General features: G+C 70.5%; 16 protein-coding genes and 1 tRNA gene. 8 read left to right on the plus strand and 9 right to left on the minus strand.

The window, feature by feature from the left end:
• Positions 1-8 precede the first annotated feature (8 nt).
• The 4 genes from OAW74_RS08900 to OAW74_RS08915 all read left to right on the plus strand — a co-directional run bounded on the left by OAW74_RS08900 (position 9) and on the right by OAW74_RS08915 (position 7,483).
• Complete coding sequence (locus tag OAW74_RS08900) at positions 9-2,660, plus strand: alpha-L-rhamnosidase (protein ID WP_262874007.1); 2,652 nt, start codon at positions 9-11, stop codon at positions 2,658-2,660.
• Positions 2,661-2,732: 72 nt separating this feature from the next.
• A complete protein-coding gene (locus tag OAW74_RS08905) occupies positions 2,733-4,019 on the plus strand; it encodes an MFS transporter (protein WP_262874008.1) in 1,287 nt (428 codons plus the stop codon).
• Between the two features lie 64 nt (positions 4,020-4,083).
• Complete coding sequence (locus OAW74_RS08910) at positions 4,084-6,255, plus strand: family 1 glycosylhydrolase (protein WP_262874009.1); 2,172 nt, start codon at positions 4,084-4,086, stop codon at positions 6,253-6,255.
• A gap of 118 nt (positions 6,256-6,373) precedes the next feature.
• Positions 6,374-7,483 carry a fatty acid desaturase family protein gene (locus tag OAW74_RS08915; RefSeq protein ID WP_262874457.1) on the plus strand — a complete coding sequence of 370 codons (1,110 nt, stop codon included), beginning with the start codon at positions 6,374-6,376 and terminating at the stop codon, positions 7,481-7,483.
• Positions 7,484-7,498: 15 nt separating this feature from the next.
• Here the strand turns inward: OAW74_RS08915 and OAW74_RS08920 are convergent, their stop codons facing one another.
• Entirely contained in the window at positions 7,499-8,389 is an 891-nt protein-coding gene (locus OAW74_RS08920) for an aldo/keto reductase (RefSeq protein WP_262874010.1), read from the minus strand.
• 55 nt (positions 8,390-8,444) lie between these two features.
• A complete protein-coding gene (locus OAW74_RS08925; protein ID WP_262874011.1) occupies positions 8,445-9,869 on the minus strand; it encodes an MFS transporter in 1,425 nt (474 codons plus the stop codon).
• A gap of 126 nt (positions 9,870-9,995) precedes the next feature.
• Between OAW74_RS08925 and OAW74_RS08930 the strand changes: the two genes are divergently transcribed.
• Positions 9,996-10,871 carry a helix-turn-helix transcriptional regulator gene (locus tag OAW74_RS08930; protein WP_262874012.1) on the plus strand — a complete coding sequence of 292 codons (876 nt, stop codon included), beginning with the start codon at positions 9,996-9,998 and terminating at the stop codon, positions 10,869-10,871.
• Between the two features lie 41 nt (positions 10,872-10,912).
• Here the strand turns inward: OAW74_RS08930 and OAW74_RS08935 are convergent.
• From OAW74_RS08935 to OAW74_RS08950, 4 genes are all read right to left on the minus strand, one after another.
• Positions 10,913-10,986: transfer RNA gene (locus OAW74_RS08935), tRNA-Gly, on the minus strand.
• Positions 10,987-11,307: 321 nt separating this feature from the next.
• Positions 11,308-11,868: a hypothetical protein gene (locus tag OAW74_RS08940; RefSeq protein ID WP_262874013.1), complete on the minus strand. Its 561-nt coding sequence runs from the start codon at positions 11,866-11,868 to the stop codon at positions 11,308-11,310.
• A 253-nt stretch (positions 11,869-12,121) separates the two neighbouring features.
• The gene (locus OAW74_RS08945) at positions 12,122-13,342 is read right to left on the minus strand and encodes an MFS transporter (protein ID WP_262874014.1); all 1,221 of its coding nucleotides are present in this window, start codon (positions 13,340-13,342) and stop codon (positions 12,122-12,124) included.
• A gap of 121 nt (positions 13,343-13,463) precedes the next feature.
• Positions 13,464-14,477, minus strand: a complete 1,014-nt coding sequence (locus OAW74_RS08950) for a zinc-dependent alcohol dehydrogenase family protein (protein ID WP_262874015.1) — start codon at positions 14,475-14,477, stop codon at positions 13,464-13,466.
• A 128-nt stretch (positions 14,478-14,605) separates the two neighbouring features.
• On the opposite strand from OAW74_RS08950, the gene OAW74_RS08955 reads away from it, so the two are divergent.
• On the plus strand, positions 14,606-14,971 hold the full coding sequence (locus tag OAW74_RS08955) for a DUF2255 family protein (RefSeq protein WP_262874016.1): 366 nt from the start codon (positions 14,606-14,608) through the stop codon (positions 14,969-14,971).
• An 18-nt stretch (positions 14,972-14,989) separates the two neighbouring features.
• On the opposite strand, the gene OAW74_RS08960 is transcribed toward OAW74_RS08955, so the two are convergent.
• Positions 14,990-15,568, minus strand: a complete 579-nt coding sequence (locus OAW74_RS08960; RefSeq protein WP_316250213.1) for a hotdog fold thioesterase — start codon at positions 15,566-15,568, stop codon at positions 14,990-14,992.
• A gap of 24 nt (positions 15,569-15,592) precedes the next feature.
• Here OAW74_RS08960 and OAW74_RS08965 point away from each other — a divergent pair, with 24 nt between their 5' ends.
• A complete protein-coding gene (locus tag OAW74_RS08965; protein WP_262874017.1) occupies positions 15,593-17,215 on the plus strand; it encodes an acyl-CoA synthetase in 1,623 nt (540 codons plus the stop codon).
• A 31-nt stretch (positions 17,216-17,246) separates the two neighbouring features.
• Here the strand turns inward: OAW74_RS08965 and OAW74_RS08970 are convergent, their stop codons facing one another.
• Positions 17,247-18,044 (minus strand): IclR family transcriptional regulator, encoded by a 798-nt coding sequence (locus OAW74_RS08970; protein ID WP_262874018.1) that lies wholly within the window; start codon positions 18,042-18,044, stop codon positions 17,247-17,249.
• A gap of 131 nt (positions 18,045-18,175) precedes the next feature.
• Here OAW74_RS08970 and OAW74_RS08975 point away from each other — a divergent pair, with 131 nt between their 5' ends.
• Positions 18,176-18,751, plus strand: coding sequence for an XRE family transcriptional regulator (locus OAW74_RS08975; protein WP_262874019.1), 576 nt, complete (start codon positions 18,176-18,178; stop codon positions 18,749-18,751).
• Here the strand turns inward: OAW74_RS08975 and OAW74_RS08980 are convergent.
• A complete protein-coding gene (locus OAW74_RS08980; RefSeq protein ID WP_262874020.1) occupies positions 18,748-19,722 on the minus strand; it encodes a zinc-binding dehydrogenase in 975 nt (324 codons plus the stop codon). The genes OAW74_RS08975 and OAW74_RS08980 overlap by 4 nt on opposite strands.
• Positions 19,723-19,806: the final 84 nt, after the last annotated feature.

Genomic DNA, 19,806 nt, shown 5'->3' on the forward strand with positions numbered 1-19,806 from the left:
GGAGCGCGATGGACGAGCAGGGCTGCCGTGATCTGCGGGTGGAGCATCTCCACGCGCCGATCGCCGTGGGCGCCGACGCTCCGCGCTTCTCGTGGATCGCCGATCATGCCCAGGCGTCGTACCGCCTCATCGTGCGCGATCGCCGCGGCGACCTGCAGTGGGACAGCGGGCTCGTCGCGAGCGCCGAGACCTCGCTCATCGAGTACGCCGGGCGACGGCTGCGCTCCGACGCCGACTACGGCTGGACGGTGGAGAGCCGGGATGCTGCCGGCGCACTGCTCACCGGCTCGTCGCGGTTCGGCACGGCGCTGCTGGCAGCGGGCGATTGGGTCGCGCCGTGGATCGAGCCGGAACAGCAGCCCACCGCGATCGAGCGATGGACGCTGCGGGACTGGATCACAGGCTCGGTCGACGACACCGCTCCCGCCGAACGCCTTCGCCCCGCGCAGCTGCTGCGTCAGGAGTTCACCCTCGCGGTCCAGCCGGTGCGCGCACGACTGTTCGTGACGGCGCACGGTGTGTACCAGGCGACGATGAACGGCCGCGCGGTCGGCGACGAGGTGCTCGCCCCCGGGTTCGACAGCTATCTGCACCGCATCTGCGTGCAGTGCCACGACGTCACCGATCTCGTCACGGCGGGGCAGAACGTGCTCGGCGTCGCGCTCGCCGACGGATGGTGGGCGGGCCGCATCGGCATCACCGGGTCGAGCGCCCAGTTCGGCGACCGCACGGCGGCGACGTGGCAGCTGCACGTCGAGCTGCCGGGTGGCCAGACCCGCCGCATCCGCTCCGCCGGCGACGTGCGCAGCGCACCCGGCCCGTGGCGCTACGCCGACCTGTTCGTGGGGGAGTGCTACGACGCCCGCGCCGTGCCGACGGGGTGGGACGAGCCCGGCTTCGATGCCGCGGCATGGGCCCCGGTGACCACGACCGCCGAGCCGACCGCGGCGCTGACCCCCTTCACGGGCGAGCCGATCCGTCGGATCGGCGAGCTGCCCGCCGTCTCGGTGCGACGTGCCGGCGACGTGTTCGTCGTCGACTTCGGGCAGGTGATCGCCGGCCGCGTGCGGCTGAGCCTCTCGGGGCTCGCGGCGGGGCAGGCGATCACGATCGAGCACACCGAGACCCTCGGCGCCGACGGCGAATGGTTCGACAACATCGTCGGCATCAACAAAGACCAGGCTGACGTGTTCGTCTCGGCTGGCGGCGCGCACGAGACCTACGAGCCGACGTTCACCTACCACGGCTTCCGCTACGCGCGCATCGCAGGCGTCGCCGTGCTGACCGCCGACGACATCGTCGCGGTGGTGATCGGCAGCGACCTCGAGTACACCGGGCGCTTCGCCACCTCGGATGCCCGGCTCAACCGCCTGCACGAGAACGCGGTGTGGAGCATGAAGGGCAACTTCGTGTCGGTGCCCACCGACTGCCCGCAGCGCGAGAAGGTCGGATGGACCGGTGACGCGCAGGCGTTCGCCCCCGCCGCGGCGAGCAACGCCCTGGTCGCGCCGTTCTTCTCGCGCTGGCTCGCAAACCTGCGCGCCGATCAGCTGCCCGGCGGCGCCGTGCCGATCACCTCTCCCCGGTCGCCCTTCGACGCGGCCGCCGCCGCACAGGCCACCGGAATCGGCGGCATCGTGCACGCGGCGGGCTGGTCGGATGCGATCGCGTTCGTGCCGTGGACCATCTACGAGCACTGCGGCGACCGCCGCGTGCTCGCAGACAACCTCGACGCCGTGCTGGCCTGGGTCGCGTTCCAACGGCGGCAGAGCGAGACGGGCGACTGGGGCGACCAGTTCGGCGACTGGCTGGCGCCGTCGACCCTCGAGGGGCTGCCGCCGCACGAGGCGATCCTCGTCGCGCCGACGCTGACCGGCGCACTGCTCGCCCCCATGTTCCAGGCTCAGACGCTCACGATCGCGGCCCGCATGTGCCGGGTGCTCGGCAGAGCGCCGCAGGCCGACGAACTCGCGGCGCGCGCCGCCGCGGTGCGATCGGACTTCGCGGCCGCGCACATCGACGCGCACGGCGACCTGCCGGTGCGGCTGCAGGGCGTCTACACCCTCGCCCTCGCGTTCGACATGGTGCCTCCGGCGCTGCGCGAGCGCACCGCCGACCGGCTCGCGACCCTCGTGCGCGAGCGCGGCGACCGCCTCGACACAGGCTTTCTCTCGGTGCCCTATCTGCTCGACGTGCTCTGGGAGTCGGGGCATCGCGACCTCGCCCGTCGCGTGCTGTGGCAGCACCGGATGCCGTCGTGGCTGTACGAAGTGGATGCGGGTGCCACCACGATCTGGGAGTCGTGGGACGCCGTCGGCACCGACGGCACGCCCCGTGCGGTCTCGTTCAACCACTACGCCTTCGGGTGCGTCGACGACTGGCTCTACCGGAGGGTCGCCGGCATCCGCCCCCTCGCCCCCGGCTATCGCAGGGCGGTCATCGAGCCGGATCTCGAGGCCGGCGTCACCTCGGTGCACGCCTCGGTCCCCACTCCCTACGGTCCGATCACCCTCGACTGGCAGCACACCGGCGACGGCGCCCGGATCACCTGCGCCGTGCCGCACGGCGTCGAGGCCGAGCTCGTGCTCGGAGGGGAGCGCACGGCGCTGCATCCGGGTGAATCCACCCACGTCCGAGCCCACACACCTGTCCTGACCTGACGCACCGGAACAACTGAACACTCCACCACCCGAAGCCGGCCATGGCGGCCGGCCGCACGCAAGGAAGCGCACATGACCTCGATCGACTCGCACGACGCACCCGACGTCGACACCACTCCACAGGAGTGGCCCAACCCGCGCCGCGGGTTCCTCTTCTTCCTCGGCTTCGCCGCGATCGCGGCCGGCATGGCGCAGCTCGTGCCCGCCGTGCTGACGCTCTCGCTGAAGGCGAACCTGCTCGACCCCGAGAACGCCACGACGATCCTGTCGATCACCGTCGCCATCGCCGCCGTCTTCGGCCTTGTCGCCGCGCCGGTGTTCGGCCGCGTGAGCGACCGCATCACCTGGCGCACCGGGCGCCGTCGCCCGCTGCTGATCCTGGGCGCGATCCTCTTCCTCATCGGCGCGCCGCTGAGCTTCGCCGCGACGAACACAGCCACTCTGACTGTCGGCGGCATCATCACGGTGCTCGGCTTCACCGCCGTGACCGTCGCGTGCACGGCGATCCTCGCCGACCAGTACTCGCCCGACCGCCGCGGTCCGGCATCCGCCCTGGTCGGTCTGAGCCTGCCCGTGGGAGCGGTCATCGGCCTGTTCCTCGCGCAGCTCGTGTCGGGGTCGCTGCTCGCGCAGTTCCTCATCCCCGCCGTCATCGGCGCCGTCGGCGCACTGCTCCTCGCCCTGCGCCTCCCCGACCGCGTCATCACGCGCGACGAGGTGCCCGCCCTCACCGCCCGCGACTTCTTCGGCACCTTCTGGGTCAACCCCGTGAAGCACCCGTCGTTCGGGTGGGCGTGGTGGAGCCGTCTGCTGATCTTCTTCGGTGTCGCCGCCGTGCAGGCCTACCAGGCGTTCTACCTGATCCTGGGTCTCGGGTTCACGCCGGCGGAAGTGTCGGGCGCCGTGTTCCTGTCGACCCTCGTGCTCACCGCGATGGCGCTCGTCTTCGCCCCGATCGCCGGCAAGCTCTCCGACAAGCTCGGCCGTCGCAAGCCGTTCGTCATCGTGGCCGCCCTCATCTTCGCGATCGGGCTCGTGATCGTCACCTTCGCGACCGACTACACGACGTTCCTCATCGCGATGGCCGTCATCGGTCTCGGCCAGGGCGTCTACTTCGCCGTCGACCTGGCCCTGATCAGCGAGATCCTGCCCGACAAGAAGAACATCGCGAAAGACATGGGCATCATGGGCCTGGCGAGCACCCTGCCGTCGTCGATCGTGCCCGCCGTGGCGCCCATCCTGCTTGCGATCGGCGCATCGGCCGAGCACCCGCAGAACTTCCCGGCGCTCTTCCTCACCGGCGCGATCGCGGGCCTGCTCGGCGCGGCGTTCATCATCCCCATCAAGAAGGTCAAGTAACCCGTCGCGCACCGCTCCGCCTGCCCGGAGCGGTGCGCGACCCCCTCGATTCGGAGTCATTCGCATGTCCCTCGCCTTTCCCCCCGGGTTCCTCTGGGGAGTCGCCACCGCAGGCCACCAGGTCGAAGGCGGCGACACCGCCAGCGACACCTCGTTCCTCGAGCAGGTCGCCCCCACCGTCTTCCAGCAGCCGTCGGGCGATGCCTGCCGTTCGTGGGAGCTGTGGCAGACCGACCTCGACCTGGCCGCGGGGCTGGGGCTGAACGCGTTCCGCTTCTCGGTCGAATGGGCGCGGATCGAGCCCGTGCCCGGCGAGTTCTCCGAAGACGCCCTCGACCACTACGCGGCTGTCGTCGACGGATGCTGCGCCCGAGGCCTCGCGCCGGTGATCACCCTCAGCCACTTCACGAGCCCGCACTGGTTCGCGATGCGCGGTGCCTGGCTCGACCCAGAGGCGCCAGAGCTGTTCGCCCGCTTCACCCGGAGGGTCATCGAGCGCCTGGGCGGCAGCATCCGCGCCGTCGTCACCTTCAACGAGCCCAACCTGCCCGAGATGCTCACGTGGAGCGGGCTGCCGCCGTTCGTCGCCGAGCTCGAGCGGGCGACCCTCGAAGCGGCAGGCCGTGCGGCGGGCGTAGAGCGGTATCGCACCGGCAACGTCATGATCCCCGAGGACTTCCCGGGGATGCGGGAGGGCATGACCCGTGCGCACCTCGCCGCCAAGCAGGTCATCGCCGAGCTGCGACCCGACCTCGAGGTGGGGCTGTCGATCTCGATGGCCGACGACGTGGCGCTCCCCGGCGGCGAGGCCCTGCGCGACCGCAAGCGCGCCGAGGCCTACGACTACTGGCTGCGGCTGGCGGCCGACGACGACTTCATCGGCGTGCAGAACTACGAGCGGCTTGTCTACGGACCCGACGGCCTCGTGCGACCCGCTGCCGGCACCGCGCTCAACGAGATGGGCTCGGCCGTCGAGCCGCAGTCGCTGCGCGGCGCCGTCGAGTACGCCTACGCGGTGAGCGGGGTGCCGGTGTTCGTCACCGAGCACGGCGTCAGCACCGACGACGACACGCTGCGCGCGGGTCTGCTCGAGCCTGCGCTGGAGGGGCTCGCCGCCGCGATGGCCGGGGGCGTGCCCGTGCTCGGGTACTGCCACTGGACCCTCATGGACAACTTCGAGTGGATCTTCGGCTACACGCGTCAGCTGGGGCTGTTCTCGGTCGACCGGGGGAGCTTCGCGCGCATCCCGAAGCCGAGCGCGGCCGTGTATGCCGAGCTCGTGGGGCGTGCGCGCGCAGCGGCGGAGCCCGGGTTCCAGCCGCCGGCGTTCTCCGCCCCCGGCGAGGCCGAGCGGCAGCATCCGGCGCGCGCGGTCGTGCATCCGGCGCTGACCTACGCGATGCCCGACGGCTACCGTCCGCTGCAGCTCGACCTGTACGTGCCCTCGGAGCGCACGGGGCCGGTGCCCTGCGTCGTGTGGATCCACGGCGGGGCGTGGCTGTTCGGCACGCGACTCGCGCCGCCGGAGTACTGGCCGGCGGGGAGCCTCTTCCAGTCGCTCATCGACCGGGGCCTGGCGGTCGCATCTATCGACTATCGGCACTCGCGCGAGGCGTCGTTCCCGGCGCAGCTGCACGACGCGAAGGCCGCCGTCAGGTATCTGCGCCGCTTCGCCGGCGAGCTCGGCATCGATGCCGCCGCGATCGGCGTGTGGGGCGAGTCGGCCGGAGGTCACCTGGCCGCGCTGCTCGCTCTCGTCGACGCACCCGAGCTCGAGGGCGACGCGGGCGTGACCGGCGAGAGCTCGGCCGTCGCCGCCGCCGTCGTGTTCTACGGCGTCGCCGACGTCGACACCATGCCGTCGTTCCGCGACACCATGCCGGCGGAATGGATCGAGAACCTCGAGTCGCAGGGCACCGCCGAGCCGATCGACGTGCTGCTCGCCGGCTCGCCCTATCCGCCCGCAGAGGCGAGAAGGCTCGTCTCGCCGGTGCACCACGTGCGCGCCGACGCTCCGCCGTTCCTGCTGGTGCACGGCGAAGACGACGGGCTGGTGCCGTTCAGCCAGAGCGAACAGCTGCTCGGGGCGCTGCGCGACGCCGGTGCGTCGGCCGAGCTCCTCGCGGTGCCCGGTGCCGACCACGTCTTCGTCGGCACCGACCCGCTGGCGCAGATCGAGCGAGGCGCGGACTTCTTGCGGGAGCAGCTCGTGCGCGAGCCCGCAGCGCGGCGGTAGCTGCCCGACGAGGGCTGTATGCCGTTTCGCTCATACACCTCCCCGTACGGTGGGGGCAGCGATGGGCATCCGCCCCTGGCTTTCACCGGCCTTACGGTCCTGATGAAACGGGTGCGCCATCTCTTCACCCACCGTCTCCACCCACCGCCTCGGTCCGGTGCGCCAGACCTATGCCGGCACCGCCGAGTTCCCCCCGATGACCAAGGCGTACACCGAGGTCGCGCAGGTCGTCCGCGAGAGCGGACTGCTGCGGCGCACGCCCTGGTTCTACGCGTTCGTCGGCATGGCGGTCGCGCTCGGATTCGGCGGCGCGATCACCGGATTCGTGCTGCTCGGGCATAGCTGGTTCCAGCTGCTCATCGCCGCAGCGCTCGGCATCCTGTTCACGCAGGTCGCGTTCCTCGGACACGAGGCCGCCCATCGGCAGATCCTGGCTTCGGGGCCGGCGAACGACCGGCTCGCGCGGGTGCTCGCGAACGGGGTCGTCGGCATGAGCTACTCGTGGTGGACGTCGAAGCACACGCGCCATCACGCCAATCCCAACCGCGTCGGCAGAGACCCCGACATCGAGGTCGACACCATCTCGTTCCTCGATGAGGATGCTGCGCAGGCGCGCGGCATCCGTCGCCTGATCACGGGGCGCCAGGGATGGCTGTTCTTCCCGCTGCTCACGCTCGAGGGGCTGAACCTCCACTTCCTGGCGCTGCGGCACCTGCTCGGGCGGCAGGCCGTGAAGGGACGATGGATCGAGCTCGCTCTGATCGCGGTGCGGTTCGCGGTGATCTGGACGCCGGTGTTCGTCTTCCTGCCCCTGGGCATTGCCTTCGCCTTTTTCGGCGTGCAGCTGGCGGTCTTCGGCGTCTACATGGGCGCCTCGTTCGCGCCCAACCACAAGGGCATGGCGATCATCGCGAAAGATGCCAAGCTCGACTTCTTCAGCAAGCAGGTGCGCACCTCACGCAACATCAGCGGCGGATGGTGGGCGACGTGGCTCATGGGCGGACTGAACTACCAGATCGAGCACCACCTCTTCCCGAATATGCCCAGACCGCACCTTGCGCGGGCGCGCGAGATCGTGATCGACCAGTGCCGCGCACTCGGCGTCCCCTACACCGAGACGACGCTGTGGCGCTCGTACGGCATCGTCATCGCGTACCTGAACCGCGTCGGGCTCGCCGCGCGCGACCCCTTCGACTGCCCGATGGTGAGCACCTACCGCCGCGTCTGAGCCCCCCGCGCGCGGTCAGTCCTCGGGGATGGGGAACAGCATCCGCTCGTCGAATTCGCGGTCAGGATCGGGCCCGTTGCCGTGGCCGGTGTCGAGCGCGTCGATCCGGGCGAGTTCGTCGGGGGAGAGTTCGAAGTCGAAGACGTCGAAGTTCTCAGCGACGCGCTCCGACTTGGTCGACTTCGGAATGGCCGAGCGGCCCTGCTGCAGGTGCCAGCGGAGCATGATCTGCGCAGTCGACCTGCCGTGCGCTTCGCCCAGCGCGACGAGCACGGGATCCTGCATGACGTTTCGTCGCTCGTCGCCCCACGGGCCTGGGTAGAAGGTGATGCCGCCGATCGGCGACCAGGCCTGTGTCAGGATGCCTCGCGCGGCGTGCGCGCGCTGGAGAGCGGGCTGCGAGTGGTACGGATGCAGCTCGACCTGGTTGACGGCGGGCACGATCCCGACCTCCGCCAGCAGGCGGTCGAGGGCGGCCTCGGTGAAGTTGCTCACGCCGATCGCACGGACCCTGCCGTCGGCGAGGAGGGTCTCGAGCGCGCGGTAGGCGGCGATCGTGCGGTCGAACAGGTTGGCGGCCTGCTGGTGCAGGATCAGCAGGTCGAGCTGCTCCACGCCGAGCTTTCTGGTCGACTTCTCCCAGGCGTGCAGGGTCTCGTCGTACCCGTAGTCGCTCGGCCACACCTTGGTCTCGACGAAGATCTCGTCGCGATCGAGGCCGGAGCGACGGATGCCCTCGCCGACCTGGCGCTCGTTGCCGTAGGCGGCCGCGGTGTCGATGTGGCGGTAGCCGACCGCCAACGCGGTCTCGACGGCAGCGGTGGTCTCCTCCGGCGGGCTCTGGAACACGCCCAGGCCGATCGGGGGGATGCGGACACCGTTGTTGAGGATCAGTTCTGCGCTCACGCCGGCAACGCTACGCGCGGGCTCCGGCGCGAGTAAGGCCCTGGCAGTACCTGGTTCACGACGCCTTCTCGGCGACGGCGGTGCTCGCACTCTCGGCGGTGCGCGAGGGCCGCAAGAGCGCGGCCGGTGCGATGAGAGCCAGCACGACGACCAGGGCCGCGGCGAGGAACAGACTCGCCGTGGTGAGCGCCGCCGAGGCCTGAGCGGTGATGATCGCGGCCGTGCCGGTTGTGCCGGGCGTCGCTGCGGCGGCCGCGGCCACGAGGATTCCGAGGCCGAGCGACGAGCCCATCTGGTGGAACGTGTTCACGACTCCCGACGCCGCTCCCGCATCCTGCGCGGTCGCGCCGGCGAGGCCGAAGGTCGTCATGGGGGCGAACGCGAACCCCTGACCGGCGCCGAGCAGCAGCATCGGCAGGGCGACGGCGGTGAGGTAGTCGCCGTCCTCGGTGATCCGGCTGAGCCAGATCATGCCGGCCAGCGTGAGCACCGCGCCGACGATGAGGATCGGCGGGTCGCCGAAGCGGCGGACCAGCCAGGGGATGCCCATCGCGACGACGAAGTTGACGAGCGTCATCGGCAGGAACGCCAGCCCGGCCTGCAGCGGGGTGAACCCGAGTGCCTCCTGCAGGTACTGCGAGGTGAAGAAGAAGAACCCGATCATCGCGCCCAGGTACAGCAGGCGCGTGAGGTAGGCGCCGGTGCGGATGCGGCTGGCGAACAGTCGCAGCGGCATGATGGGCTGCGACGCGCGGCTCTCGGCGATCACGAACACCGTGAGGATGATCGCGGCTGTGACGAACCCTGCGATCGTCTGCGGGGCCGCCCATCCGGACTCCGATGCAGAGAGGATCGCGAACACGAGCGACCCGACGCCGAGGGTCGAGGCGACCGCTCCGATGACGTCGAACCGGCCGGGCAGAGCGACGGATCGGGGCAGGAAGCGGGGCGCGAGCATCAGCATCGCGACGCCGATCGGCACGTTGATGAAGAACCCGGCACGCCACGAGAACCACGTCGCCGCCGCCCCGCCGACCACGAGGCCGAGGCTCGCTCCGATCCCGGCGGTCGCGGAGTACCAGGCGACCGCGCGGCTGCGCTCCTCGCCTTCGAAGGTCGCGGTGATCAGCGACAGCGCGGACGGGGCGACGATCGCGGCGCCGACGCCCTGCACGGCTCGAGCCGCGATGATCCACCATGCGGCGGGTGCGAGCGCGATCAGCAGCGAGGCCAGCGAGAACACGACCAGTCCGAAGATGAAGACCGGCTTGCGCCCCAGGATGTCGCCCGCCCGCGCGCCGAGCAGCAGCAGCCCGCCGAACACGAGGGTGTAGGCATCCTGCACCCACGCCAGCTCGGTCGACGAGAGGCCGAGGTCGGCTTGCAGGTTCGGCAGCGCCGTGAAGATGACCGAGTTGTCGAGCAGGATCATGAAGTAGCTGACGAGGACGATCGTGAGGATCGCGCCCTTGTGAAGCATGGGGCTTCCTCTCGGGGGGGGGGGTGATCCCAGCCCACTGGGGGATGCCGGCGGGCGGGAGTGTCCGTCGTGACCGGTACCCGCAGGGCCTCCCTCGCCGACGCCGCGCGGCGTAGCTTCTGTGACATGGATCACCGCAGTGAAGTGCGCGAGTTCCTCTCGACGAGACGCGACCGCATGACCCCGGATCAGGCCGGGCTCCCCGCCTACGGCGGCAATCGGCGCGTGCCGGGGCTGCGCCGCGAAGAGGTTGCGCTGCTGGCGGGCGTCAGCGTCGACTACTACACCCGCCTCGAGCGGGGCGATCTCTCCGGCGCCTCCGACAGCGTGCTCGATGCCCTCGCACGCGCCCTCCAGCTCGACGAAGCCGAGACGGCGCACCTGTTCGATCTCGCCCGCACTGCGAACGTGTCACCCACGGCGCGCCGGCCGAGGAAGAAGACGGAGGCCGTGCGCCCCAGCATCCAACGTCTGATGGATGCGATGACGGATGCGCCGGCGATCCTGCGCAACAACTACTTCGACTACGTCGCCGCCAACGCGCTCGGCCGTGCGCTCTACGCACCGGTGTTCGCCGACCCCGCGCCGAACAGCGCCCGCTTCGCGTTTCTCGACCCGGCCGCGCAGGACTTCTATCCGGAGTGGGAGAAGAACACCCAGGAACTCGTCGCCGCGATGAGGGGAGAGGCCGGCCGCAATCCCTTCGACAGGAAGCTGACCGACCTGGTGGGTGAGCTCTCGACCCGCTCCGAGCGGTTCCGCAGCCTCTGGGCTGCGCACAACGTGCGCTTCCACCGCAGCGGGGTCAAGCGGATCCACCATCCGGTCGTCGGCGAGCTCGTCCTCACCTACGAGGCGTTCGAGTTGCCCGCCGATCCCGGCCTCACGCTGTCGACCTACACGGCCGAACCCGGATCGGCCTCTGCCGACACCCTCACGCTGCTCGCCAGCTGGGCGGCCAGTGCCGACGCCGCCGTCGTGAAGGCCCGCCCGCTCGGGTGAGAACGGGGCGCAGGGGACGCGCCTGCGCTGGTCGTGAAAAGTGGAGGGGCTGACGGGAATCGAACCCGCGCTGTCTGCTTGGGAAGCAGAAGTTCTGCCATTGAACTACAGCCCCGAGGTGCCGAAGCACCCCTTGATCATACCCAGGAGAAGGGCGTCGGAGTGCTCGAGCAGCGCCGCGACGGATCGGGAGACCGGCGGAGACCTCGCAGAGTGGCCACCGGCCTCCTTGCTACTGAAGCCACGGGCGTGCCGAGAGCGGAAGGATCAGCGCACTCGTCTTCGGGATCGCCTCGAAGCCCATCTCGATCCAGTGACGCTTCAGTGCCAGCAGCTGCTCAGGGGCTCCGGCCTGGGCTTGGGGCGCGCGCTGTCCACGTAGTGGCGGGGTCCGACCGCGTCGCAAGTCGGGCCCCGCCGACCTGGCGTTCGATCGCTACTTCTTGATCAGGCGGTTCGAGATGGTGCCCCGGACGGTTGCCCAGTCGTCTTCATCATTTGCGAGATGAATGGTGAAGTTCGACACACCCCCTCGCGCGACCGCGGTTTGCAGAGCCTTCGAGTCCTCCAGTTCTGTCGTTCCTTCGGTGGCGCCTTCGTAGAACCTGACTTCCAAGCTCGCGATCAGGACGCCGTCTTCGCGGAGGGAGCCGCTCATATCGATCTCCACTCGCTCCTCGCCGCCGAACCCGGCCTCCCAGTCCAGGATGGTGACGCTGATGTCGTCGGTCGATAGTTGAGTCTCCGAGCGGAAAGCACGGAAGCCGTGCTCATCCGAGCCGAATGTCTCGTAGTCATGGAACTCAGCTGTGCCCGTCACCGCGACCTGGTGGATCGACGCCTTGGCCGCTCCGAGGGCCTCGATGTCGATGCCGTCGACGCCCCCCTTGTAGACCACCTGGCCCGGCGTAGCCCGAATGAGGTCGATCCAGCCTTTGGGGACGGGCAGCACCCAGTCCACAGCAGGCTTGATCGCGATGTCGTGAATGTTCGGCATGGCACGCCTTCCTTTCGAATCACGGGTCTGAGCGATTGCTCAAGAGGAACCCTCAACTCCTCCGCACGATAGGAATCGGCACTACCCATCCGGTACCGGTCCGAGGCGGGAGCCACGCTGCGAGCACGACACGGTCGCGCCTTCCTGGATGCTGCTCCTTGAGGTCAGTGTGACTCCAGGCGCCGACGCGCGAGGGGCCGCCTGTGGATAACCCGCCAGCGGCAGGAGATCTGACGGCGCGACGACTCCGCGTCTAGTCCGCTGCCGCGTGGGTCACCTGCATCCGCCGGTTCAACCTCTCCGACATCACCAGGCCCAGGGCGACCAAGAGCAGGAGGTAGAGCGGCAGCACCCACATCCCCGTCCAGGCGGACAGCCCGCCGAACAGCGGCGGCATGACGGTGGATCCGGTGTAGGCGGCGGCCATCTGGATGCCGATGATCGCTTGCGAGTTGCGGGCGCCGAAGTTCGCGGGGGTGGAGTGCACGATCGCCGGGTAGATGGGGGCGCAGCCGAGGCCGGCGATCACGAGACCGGCCAGCGCGAGGGCGTCGGTGGTGAAGGGCAGTGCGATCAGCGCGACGCCGACGCCGACGGTGAGGAAGCCGCCCCGGATGAGGGCGCGGTCGCCGACGCGGTCGGCGAAGAATCCGCTGAGGAAGCGGCCGGCGGTGATGCCGAGCAGGAACAGCGCGCCGAAGGTCGCCGCCGTGGCCGCGTCGATGCCGCGCTCGGTGACGAGGTAGGTCGAGGCCCAGAGGATGAGGGTGCTCTCCACGGCGCAGTAGGCGAAGAAGGCGGCGAGGATCAGCGGCACGCCGGGGATGCTGAGGGCGGCGCGCAGGGGCACGTGCCGGTGTGCGGGAGCGTTCGACGGTGCGACGGTATCGGTGGTGTCGTCGTGCGCGACGGGAGGCCGAGTGCGATCGACGCGCGTCCAGAGCGGAAGGCTCACGAAGAGAAGGGCGGTGAGCACGACTTGAATGCCGCCGACGACCTGGTAGGCGCTGGACCAGCCGAGTCCGGAGCTGATCGCGGCGCCCATGATGAAGGGGCTGATGGAGGCGCCGACACCCCAGAAGCTGTGCAGCCAGTTCATGTGCCGTGCCGCGTAGTGCAGGGCGACGTAGTTGTTCAGGGCGGCATCGACCGCGCCCGCGCCGAGGCCGTACGGGATGGCCCACAGGCACAGCATCCAGAACGAACCCGAGAACGCGAACCCGAGCAGGGCGGATGCTGTGAGGGCGACGCTCACGGCGGTGACCAGCCCCGCGCCGAAGCGCCGCGTGACGCGCTCTGACAGCAGGCTCGACACGATCGTGCCGGCGGCGATGATCATGGTGAGGATGCCGGCATATCCCAGGGGGACCCCGAGGTCCTCGTGCATCACGGGCCAGCCGGAGCCGACGAGCGCATCGGGCAGGCCGAGACTGATGAACGCGATGTAGATGATCGCGAGAAGCAAGGCGTACATCGGTCAGGGGCTCCAGGCGGCGGTTCGGCGGTGCCGCGACGGGAGTCGACACGGCGCGATCAGCGCCAGTCTGCCATCTCCGATCCATACTCAGGCGCAGCCTGAGAGGCGGCATCCGCCCTCACGGCCACAGCAGCGACTTGATCGCGCGCCTCTCGTCCATGGCGGCGTACGCCTCGCCGACCTCGCTCAGCGGCAGCTCGAGGTCGAAGACCAAGCCGGGATCGATGGTGCGGTTCCACACGAGTTCCATGAGGTGGGGCAGGTAGGCGCGGCAGTCGGCGGGGCCGCCCTTGATGCCGACGTTGCGCCAGAAGAGCTGGTCGATGGGCAGGTCGCCGTGCGGCACGCCGACCAGGCCCACACTGCCGCCGTCGCGCACGCTGCCGACCGCCTGAAGTCGCGCGCCCTCGGTGCCCACGCACTCGAGCACGCGGTCGGCGCCGATGCCGTCGGTGAGCTCTCTGACCCTGGCGATGCCGGCCTCGTCGCGTTCGGTGACGATGTGGGTCGCCCCGAAGGTGGTGGCCACGCGCTGCCGGGCCTCGTGCCGGCTCATCGCGATCACCGTCGTCGCGCCGAGATGTGCGGCGGCCAGCACGGCGCACAGCCCGACCGCGCCGTCGCCGACGACCGCGACGCTGTCGCCGGGCCGCACGCCGGCCGAGACGGCCGCGTGCCAGCCGGTGCACATCACGTCGGAGAGGGCGAGCAGGCTCGGGATCAGGTCGCCTGACGGGTATTCGGGGGTGGCGACGAGGGTGCCGTCGGCCAAGGGGATGCGGATCTGCTCGGCCTGGGCGCCGTCGTAGTGCGAACCGTGCTCGCAGTTCGCCGTCGCGCCCTTGCGGCACAGGGCACACGTGTCGTCTGACGGATTGAACCCGCCGACGACGAAGTCGCCGGGCTTCACGGTGGTCACCGCGGCGCCGACGGCCGTGACGACGCCGCAGAACTCGTGGCCGATCGGCGTCGCACCGTCGACCTTCGAGATGCCTCGGTAGCGCCACAGATCCGACCCGCAGACGCATGTCGCGACCGTGCGCACGAGCGCATCGGTCGGTTCGACGATCTCGGGGTCGGGGCGCTCCTCGTAGCGGACGTCGCCTGCGGCGTGGATCACTGCTCCATACATGCCACCAGAGAACCAGGCGCGACAGCCTCGCGGGAGGCCCTGACAGGGCTCCCTTCAGCGGGCGGCATCCCTTGCCGCGCGGCCTCGGCGCTGCTCAGATGGGGTGAGGCCTTCGAGAGGAGACGGCGATGCCGGGATGGACGCAGCAGGAGCTGGACGAACTCGACCGCGCGGGCGAGGTGCGGGTCGCCGGCCGGCGGGCCGACGGCTCATCGAGGTCGCTCACGATCGTGTGGCACGTCGTCGTCGACGGCGACCTGTATCTCCGCTCGGTCAAGGGCCCCGAGGGGCAGTGGTATCGGGGCGTCGCCCATCACCACGAGGGGTTCCTCCGGTGGGGCTCGACCACCCGCGAGGTGACGTACACGCCCGACTCCTCGCACGACGATGCGGTGGATGCTGCCTACTTCGCCAAGTACGGCACGGGCTCTGCGACCCAGTCGCTCATGAAGGCCGAAGCCAGGCAGACCACTCTTCGCGTCGATCCGCGCTGACCGCCCGTCCGTCCGGCATCAGCGCGAGCGCTGCTCCGGCGGCGCGTAGCCGCTGGCCTCGGCGATGGCGGCGAGGGTGCAGCGCGAGATGCACACGAGCTTGCCGGCCTCGTCGGTGATGCGGATGTCCCACACCTGCGCGCGCCGCCCGAGGTGCACGGGCGTGGCCACGCCGGTGACCCATGTGCCGTCGCGCGCCGGGCGCACGTGGTTGGCGTTGATCTCCTGCCCGACCACGTGGAACCGCGCCGGGTCGACGGTGAGATAGCCGCCCCACGAGGCGAGCGTCTCGGCGAAGGCGACCGATGCGCCGCCGTGCAGCACGCCGGCCGGCTGGATCGTGCGATGGTCGACCGGCATGCGGCCGACGATGCGATCGGCCTCGATCGCGGTGATCTCGATGCCGAGATTCTCGTTGAGGGTGGACCGGCTGTTCTCGTTGAGCTGTGCGGCCTCGATGCCGCCGAACCAGATCGAGTCGTCTTCCATCACCCCACTCAAGCGCAGCGCGGCGCGCGCCGCACGTCGGGTCGTGCCGCGCAGCGGAACGACCTCGCGCATGATGGAGGCATCCCCGGCATCCTCGGATGCGGACACCGCCGTCTTCCCGAGGAGTCACCCGTGATCGCGAACGACATCAGCCCCGTGCGCCACCTGCAGCGCCACGCCGCCCAGCACGGCGCGGCGACCGCCGTGGTGTACGAGGGCCGGGAGTGGACCTACCGCGAGTTCGCCGACGAGATCCACCGGTTCGCGGCCGCTCTGCGCGCCGACGGCATCGGCCCCGGCGACCGCATCGCCTATGCGGGCGTCAACAGCATCACCTTCATCGCCGGCTACTTCGCCGCTGCGTGGGTGGGCGCCGCGTTCGTGCCGCTGAACTTCCGCCTCGCCGGCCCCGAGCTGCGCGCCATCCTGCTCGACGCGCGCCCCGACGTGCTGGTGGCCGAGCCGTATCACGCGGGTCTCATCGACCCGTTCCTCGGCGAGCTCAGCGTTCGCCGGCCGCTGCTGGTCGACGACGATGCGGCGGCAGCATCCGATGTGTCCCTCGCTGCCGACTGGCAGTCGTACGAGGCCTTCCGCAGGTCGGCCACCGGCGAGGCGCCCCCGGTGACCAGACATGAAGACGACCTCGCCGTCGTGCTCTACACGTCGGGCACGACGGGCCGCTCGAAGGGCGTGCTGCTCACGCACGGCAACATCTGGTGGAACTGGGTGAACGTCGACACCGTCGTCGACACCCGCGTCGGCGACGTGTACCTCGCGGTCGCGCCGCTGTTCCATATCGGCGGCCTCAACGCGCTCACGCTGCGCACACTCACCCGGGGCGGCACGGTCGTCGTGCGCCGCGCGTTCGACCCCGCGCAGGCCCTCGACGACCTCGTGAACCTGCGTGTGAACACGATGTTCGTCGTGCCGGCGATGCTCGCGGCGATCGGGCGCCAACCCGGGTTCGCGGATGCCGACCTCACGGCGCTCCGATCGACCATCGCCGCCGGCGCCCCCGTGCCGCCCGCCCTCATCGCCTCGTACGCCGAGCGCGGCGTCTACCTGCAGCAGGCGTGGGGGCTCACCGAGACATCGCCGTTCGCGACCTACCTGGAGTCGGGAAAGACGCTCGACAAGCTCGGGTCGTGCGGTGTGCCGATGCCCTACACGGAGGTCAAGATCGTCGACCCGGCGACCCACGCCGAGGTCGACGAGGCGACCACGACCGGTGAGCTCTGGGTCCGAGGCCCCAATGTGTCGTCGGGCTACTGGAACAACCCGGAGGCGACGGCGGCGGCGTTCACGCCGGAGGGCTGGTTCCGCACCGGCGACATCGGCTACCGCGACGCCGACGGCTACTTCTTCATCGTCGACCGGCTGAAAGACATGATCATCTCGGGCGGCGAGAACGTGTACCCCGCCGAGATCGAGAACGTGCTCAACGCGCACCCGATGATCACCGATGTCGCCGTCGTGGGCGTGCCCGACGAGAAGTGGGGAGAGGCGGTGTGCGCCGTCGTCTCGCTGCGCGAGGGCACGATCTCGCTCGACGAGGTGCGCGACTTCGCGGCGCTGTCGATCGCCCGCTACAAGCTGCCGACCCGGCTGCTCGTCTGGGACGAGGTGCCGCGCAACGGCGCGGGCAAGCTCGACAAGCCGACGATCCGCCCTCGGGTCGCCGAATACATCGAGCGGCACCGCGAGCAGATGACGGGCGCCTCGTTCACCGCGTCGCTGCAGGTGCCGCGGTGAACGTAGCTCGCTGCGAGCGGATGCCGCCCGGTCAGGCGACGGCGGCGGTGCGCCGCTCGGCGGCGAGCTTCTGGGTCGCGAGCGCCCGCGAGGCCGAGTAGGCGACGGCGCGGAGCGTGCGCTCGTAGCGCAGCGGCTGGAAAGTCGCGGCGTCGCCCGACACCGACAGCGCGGCGATGACCCGACCGCCCGCGCCGCGCACGGGCGCCGCGATGCACGAGAGCGTCTCGAGCGATTCACCGCGGTCGTGGGCGACCCCCGAGGTGCGCACGTGGTCGAGCTCGGCCAGGAACGCGTGCTCGTCGACGATCGTGTGCGCCGTCCAGGCGTGCCGCGGCTCGCGCAGCGCGATCTCGGTCGCGATCGGGTCGGCGGCCAGCAGCACCTTGCCGACGCCCGTGCAATAGGCCGGCATCCGGCCGCCGATGCGCGAGGGTGTGCGGAGGCGCGCGGGGCCCTCGAGCTTGTTGAGGTAGACGACGTGGGATCCCGCGAGCATGGCCAGCTGCACCGTCGCGTGCGTCTGCACGTAGAGCTCGGCGAGGAACGGTGTGACCGCGTCGCGCACCGCGTCTTGCATCGGAGCGGCCGCAGGCGTGCCGAGCTCTTCGATGAGCCGGCCCAGGCGATAGGCGGTGCCGGCGCGCTCGACGGCGCCGTTGTGCTCCAGCATCCCGAGCACGCGGAAGGTCGTGGACTTGCTCAAGCCCGCCCTGCGGCTGAGCTCGCTCACGCCGATGCCGAGGTGTGCGTCGCGGCCGAACGCCTTGAGCACGTCGATCGCCTTGTCGACGGCGGTGCGCTCGTCGCGGGTGCGGGTCTCGTTCATGGGGTCCTCATCCTCATCGATGCCGGAACGGGTGCGTCGGTGGTGAGAGTGTGCTCCCGGGCGGATGCTGCGGGCAACGCGACCGGTATGGTGAACCAGACAGCAGCCTCGCTCGTGGAAAGGCGACACCCATGGCCATGAACGACGTCGTCGCCCGAAATCTCAAGCGATTCCGCGGCGATCGCGATCTCTCTCTGGGGGAGCTCAGCCGACGCTCCGGTCTAGCGAAACAGACGATCGTCGCGATCGAGGCGGGGCGCAGCAACCCCACCGTCGACACGCTGGAGCGCCTCGCGGATGCGTTGGACATCAGCATCCGGGCCCTGCTGAGCGAGATGGGCACCGAGATCCTCACGCACTCGGGCCGCGACATCCGCTGGCAGCAGCAGGCGGGCGCCCAGGTGCGCCAGCTCGACCAGGCCTTCGGCTCGGGCTATGTCGTCAACGCCGTGCTGCGCCTGACCGGCGGCGACCAGCCATTTCTGTGCCCCGCACGCGGGCGCGCGGCGCTGCGGCACTGCTATGTGCTCGAGGGCATCGTGCGCATGGGCCCCGTGTCGGATCCCGTGGTGGTCGACGCCGGCGACTTCGTGCGGTTCCCCGCCGACGCCGACCACGTGTTCGAGGCGCGCACGCCGGTCGCGCTCGTCTTCGTCAACACGACGGCGCCGCAGCTGTCGATGGCCGGGGGTGGCCGGGTCTTCTAGGGCTCGTCGAACTCCACCACGAGCTTGCCGAGCACATCGCCGGCCAGCAGCCGGCGGAAGCCGTCGGGGATGTCGTCGAAGCCGAGCGTCTCGACCTGGGGGCGGATGCCGGCGACCTCGACGAGCCGCAGCATCGCCTCGAACTCGCTGCGCGTGCAGCCGGTCGAGCCCGCGATGCGCAGCTGCTGGTAGAACACGCGCTGCAGTTCGGCCGGCGGCATGCCGCCGCTGGTCGCCCCGGCGATCACGACGATGCCGCCGGGGCGCAGGGCCCGCAGCGAATGGCCCCACGTGGCCTCGCCAACGGTCTCGATCACGACGTCGACCCGCTCGGGAAGGCGCGCGCCGGGCGCGAACGCCGCGTGGGCGCCGCAATGGAGCGCGAAGGCGCGCTTGGCCTCCGACCGTGCCGTCGCGTACACCCGCGCGCCGGCGGCGCGGGCGAGGGCGATCGCGGCGCTGCCGACCCCGCCGCTCGCGCCCTGCACGAGCACGCGGTCGCCGGCGGTGAGCCCCGCGCGGGTGAACAGCATGCGGTAGGCGGTGCCCCACGTCACCCCGAGGGCGCCGGCTTCGGCCCAGCTGAGCCCCGCGGGCTTGGGCACGATCAGCTCGTCGGGCACGACGAGGTATTCCGCGAGCCCCCCGTCGATCGTCTCCGACAGCAGCGCACGCGCGGGATCCAGCGTCTGGTCGCCGCGGCCGGCGGCGGCATCCCCCATGACGGGATGCACGATCACCTCCCGCCCGTCGTCGGTGACCCCGGCGGCATCGCACCCCAGCACGATCGGGATGCGGTCGGCCGGGTGCCCCACGCCGCGCAGCGTCCACGTGTCGTGCGGATTGAGGGCGGCGGCGCGCACGCTCACGCGCGTCCACCCCGGCTGTGCGACCGGGTCGGGGAGCTCGCGGAGCGAGAGCCCGGCGACGGGATCGTCGGGGTGCTGGGCGACGGCGACGGCTGCGCGCATGTGGTGTTCCTCCTGACTCCGATCGTGCCGGGCGCACCGGCGCCCGCCTCAGATCGTGTTCCGGCGGGCGGCACACGCGTTCGC

The sequence above is a fragment of the Microbacterium fluvii genome, assembly GCF_025515205.1.
In the GTDB taxonomy this organism is placed as follows: domain Bacteria; phylum Actinomycetota; class Actinomycetes; order Actinomycetales; family Microbacteriaceae; genus Microbacterium; species Microbacterium fluvii.